Annotated in this window: 3 protein-coding genes; all 3 read left to right on the forward strand. The window is 61.0% G+C overall.

What is annotated here, in order from left to right; translation table 11 throughout:
* The first annotated feature begins 1 nt into the window (after position 1).
* The gene (locus tag ACXWUF_RS18655) at positions 2 to 166 is read left to right on the forward strand and encodes a LuxR C-terminal-related transcriptional regulator (protein ID WP_458496102.1); all 165 of its coding nucleotides are present in this window, start codon (positions 2 to 4) and stop codon (positions 164 to 166) included.
* 274 nt (positions 167 to 440) lie between these two features.
* Entirely contained in the window at positions 441 to 4,406 is a 3,966-nt protein-coding gene (gene gyrA, locus ACXWUF_RS18660) for a DNA gyrase subunit A (RefSeq protein WP_458496100.1), read from the forward strand.
* Positions 4,406 to 4,918 (forward strand): aminotransferase class V-fold PLP-dependent enzyme (locus ACXWUF_RS18665; protein WP_458496101.1); only part of this gene is annotated, 513 nt, incomplete at its 3' end. The genes gyrA and ACXWUF_RS18665, both read left to right, overlap by 1 nt.

Below are 4,918 nucleotides of genomic sequence, written 5' to 3' on the forward strand. Positions count from 1 at the left end.
CTTGGCTATATTCGCGGGCCACGATGCCGAGGAAATCGCCGTCCAGCGGGGGGTGAGCATTACGACGGTGCGCACTCAAATCCGGCAGATATTGGCGAAAACCGGCGCGTCGAATCTCCGCGACTTGGCACGGAGGCTGGCGGGACTGCCGGGGACTTCAAAATGACTGGGCGGCTGTTTTTTCGACTTTCCGCTCCTTTCGAGCCGCGATGGCTTGGTTGGGTAAGTCTTGGCGGTTGCGACAATGCTTGCCCTGCCTTCGGAAACTGGCCTTGCCACCTGTTCATGGAATTCTTTCGTGCGGGTTTCCCGCTCGCGGATAAATCGCGGCTCCGGTGGAGTGAGCCAGCCCCGGCGGTTATAATGGCCGCCTGTTTTTATTCCCCGCCGATCTTTCGGCACCTTCAACGGCGCCGCTCCAAGGCTTACCACACATCCGAATGAGTTCCTTCGCTAAAGAAGTCATCGCTGTCAATCTCGAAGACGAGATGAAGCAATCCTACCTCGATTACGCCATGAGCGTGATTGTGGGACGTGCCCTCCCCGATGTCCGCGACGGCTTGAAGCCCGTCCACCGCCGGGTTCTCTACGCCATGCACGAACTGGGCAATGATTGGAACAAGCCCTACAAAAAATCGGCCCGCGTGGTCGGTGATTGCTTTGTAAAAGGCGCTTTGGTCCATACCGAGGCCGGCCTTGTACCTATCGAAAATGTCGAACCTGGGTGTCAGGTACAAATGCCCGACGGGCGCTTGAGCCAAGTCGTCCAAGCGTTCGCCAATCCGCCTAGCCGGGTGGTAAACGTCATATTATCGAATGGCTACACCTTCACGGTGACGCCGGGGCAGTTGTTCCGGGTGTTACGGGATGACTTGACGATTGCCTGGGAACGAGCGGATCGACTGGCTGGTCAACGGATTCTAGCCACCAACGCTCGCTGTCTGGGCGGCGTAGAAACGCATCCTGAGCCGCAGCGTAACGCGCTGGCCTACATTGTCGGGTTGCTGGTGGCGGAAGGCTATCTTGCCGACCGGGGCCGTTCGCGCCGGGTTGCCATTAACATGGTTGACCGCGAACCTTTGGAATTCGTCTATGAGTTTTGCGCCAGCCGTGGCTTGTCGGTGAGTTGGCGGGAAGTCGCACCGCAGCGCCCGCACCATCAACTCCAGCATTGCGTGCGCTTCACTGGCCTGGATGAAGCCTATGACGCTTGTCAGTCAACTTGCCAGTACAAGCAAGTGCCTCGCTGGGTTTTGGCGGATCGACGCTTATTCGCGCCGTTCCTGGCGGGGTTCACTGATGGCGACGGCTATATCCGGGCTGAGGCGTCGCGCCGGGAAGCGACGTTGGTTTCTACGTCTGAGACTTTGCTAACACAGATTCAGGCGATGCTGGCCGATGGCGGCATTCATACTTGCTTGGTCTACGAAGATTTCAGTACCCGCGATTACGGCGAAGGTTGCCTGCCCCGCTATCAACTGTGGATTACGGGCGATCATGCGGCCCGTTTCGGTGCGCTGGTGCATCCCTATCTCAAACTATCCGAGAAAAAGGCGGGCGCGTTGCGGATGGCAGAATGGGCCGGGCGGACGCTTAATACCTATTCTGAGTGCATTCCAGGGCGACGGATTTTCGAGGAACTCAGCCGTCATCATTTGGGCGGCGGGTGGTACAAAGACATTGATGGCAACAAATTTCGGGCCGGAATCCGCTATCCAAGTGGCGGCAAAATCCGCTATAGCGCCGAATTGCACGAACAGGATTTGTCTTTCCGGCAATTGGAAGAATGGGGCATTCTCACCAAGCTGGAACGGATGGGTTCGGAACTGGTGGCCGACCTGCGCCGGTTGTTAGAAACCTATAACGTGCTTAGCGTCGAGACGGTTGTGGACGCGGAGGCAATGGCGGAGACCTATGATGTACAGATTGCCGATGATAGCCATGAATTTTTGGTGCATGGCTGCGCCGTGCATAACTGCATAGGCAAGTATCATCCACATGGCGATGCGGCTGTTTACGATACAATCGTGCGAATGGCGCAGCCGTTTTCGTTGCGAAATATGCTGATAGATGGACAGGGTAACTTTGGATCTGTTGATGGCGATCCACCAGCGGCGATGCGTTACACTGAAGTCCGCATGGCCCGTATCGCCCACGAGCTACTCGCTGACCTCGACAAAGAAACCGTCGATTTCGTCCCCAACTACGACGAATCGGAAAAAGAGCCGTCGGTGCTGCCGACCCGCGTGCCGAACCTGTTGGTCAACGGCTCGGAAGGTATCGCAGTGGGCATGGCGACCCGCATTCCGCCCCACAATCTGACCGAAGTAGTCAACGCCTGCCTGCTGTTGATCGAGCAGCCGGACGCCACCATCCAGGACTTGATGGCTCTGGTCCCCGGCCCCGATTTCCCCACCGCCGGCATCATCAACGGCGCCAGTGGCATCCGCGAGGCGTACCTCACCGGGCGGGGCCGCATCCACATCCGCGCCAAATGCGAGTTCGAGCAGAACGAGCGCAGTGGCCGCGAAAGCATCGTCGTCACCGAGCTGCCCTATCAGGTCAACAAGGCGAAGCTGATGGAGAAAATCGCCGAGCTGGTCAAGGAGGGCCGGATCGAGGGCATCGCCCACGACGGCTTCCGCGACGAGTCCGACAAGGACGGGATGCGGATGGTCATCGAACTCAAGCGCGGCGAGTCGCCGGAAGTGCTGCTGAACAATCTCTATCAGCAGACCGCCATGCAGACCGTGTTCGGCATCAACATGGTGGCGCTCATCGACGGTCGCCCGCGCTGCCTGAACCTCCAGGAACTGCTCGCTGCCTTCATCGACCATCGCCGCGAGGTCGTGACCCGCCGCACCCTGTACGAACTGCGCAAGGCGCGGGAGCGGGCGCACATCTTGGAGGGTCTCGCCGTCGCGCTGGCGAATATCGACGAGATCATCGAACGCATCAGAACCTCGCCCACCCCCGCTGTCGCCAGGGAAAAGCTGCTGGAGCCCGTGTGGCGGGCCGGCGTGGTGTCGGAACTCTTGGCGCGGGCCGAGGACGCCATCCGCTCCCGCCCGGAAACCCTGGCGCCGGGCTACGGCCTGAACGCGGAAGGCGGCTATCGCCTCTCGCCGGAACAAGCCCAGGCCATTCTCGACCTCCGCCTGCACCGCCTGACCGGCTTGGAGCAGGACAAGATCATTGGCGAGTACAAGGAAATCCTGGGTCGCATCGACGAACTCCTCGCCATTCTCGGCAGCGACGTGCGGCTGATGGAGGTCATCCGGGATGAGCTCGTCGCCGTGCGCGACCAATACGGCGACAAGCGCCGCACCCAGATCATCGAGGACCATCTCGACCTCAGCCGCGCCGACCTCATCGACCAGGAAGATATGGTGGTGACGGTTTCCCACGAGGGCTACGTCAAGTCCCAGCCGCTCTCCGCCTACCGGGCGCAACGGCGCGGCGGACGGGGCAAGGCGGCGGCGACCACCAAGGAAGAGGATTACATCGACAAGCTCATCGTGGCGAACACCCACGACACCATCCTGTGCTTCTCCAGCGTGGGCAAGGTGTACTGGCTGAAGGTCTACGAATTGCCCGTCGCCAGCCGCACCGCCCGTGGCAAGCCCTTCGTGAACCTGCTGCCGCTGGAAGACGGCGAGCGGATCAACGCCATTCTGCCGGTGCGGGAGTTCGACGAGGGCCATTTCGTGTTTATGGTCACGGCCTCCGGCATCGTCAAGAAGGTGGCCCTCAGCGAATTCGAGCGGCCCCGCTCGTCGGGCAAGATCGCCATCGACCTGCGCCAGGACGACCGCTTGGTCAACGTCGCCATCACCGACGGCAAGCAGCATGTCATGCTGTTCAGCGACGCCGGCAAGGCGGTGTGCTTCGAGGAGGACGACGTGCGGGCCATGGGGCGCGGCGCCACGGGCGTGCGCGGCATGACCTTGCAGGATGGTCAAAAGATCATCGCGCTCATCATCGGCACCGAGGGCTCGGTGTTGAACATCACCGAGAACGGCTACGGCAAGCGCACCGCCCTCGACGACTTCCCCGTGCATCGCCGGGGCGGTCAGGGCGTCATCGCCATCCAGACCAGCGAGCGCAACGGCGCCGTGGTGGGGGCCGTGCTGGTGAACGACAACGACGAAATCATGCTCATCACCGATGGCGGCACCCTGGTGCGGACCCGCGTGGAGGAAGTCCGCGAAGTGGGCCGCAACGCCCAGGGCGTCACGGTGATCCGCCTCAATCCGGGCGAGAAGGTGGTCGGCGTGGACCGCATCCCGGTGTTGGAAGGCGAGAGCGAGGCTGAGGCCGACGCGGATGCTGAAATAGACAACGGCGCCGAAGAATCGGGCGAAGCCGGATCAACAGATACCAATGACTTAGGAGATAGTGAGTAATGTCTAGGGTGATTAATTTCAGCGCGGGACCGTCCGCGCTGCCGCAGGCGGTGTTGGAAAAGGCTCAGGCGGAGATGCTGGACTGGGGCGGCACCGGCATGTCGGTGATGGAAATGAGCCATCGCAGCAAAGCCTATGTGGGCATCGCCGAAAAGGCCGAGGCCGATCTGCGCGAGCTGCTGGCGGTGCCTGCCAATTACAAGGTGCTGTTCCTGCAAGGCGGGGCCACCGGGCAATTCGCCGGTATCCCGATGAACCTACTGCGCGGCAAGACCAAGGCCAGCTATGTGAACACCGGCATTTGGTCGGAGAAGGCCATTTCTGAAGCCAAGCTGTACTGTGAGGCGCTCACGGCGGCGAGCGGCAAGGCCAGTGGTTTCACCACCATTCCGCCGCAGTCCGAATGGACCGTCGATCCCGAATCCGCTTACCTGCATTACACCTCCAACGAGACCATCGGCGGCGTGGAATTCCACTACACCCCGGACTCGGGCGACCTGCCGCTGGTCTGC

It is taken from the genome of Methylomagnum sp., assembly GCF_054333355.1.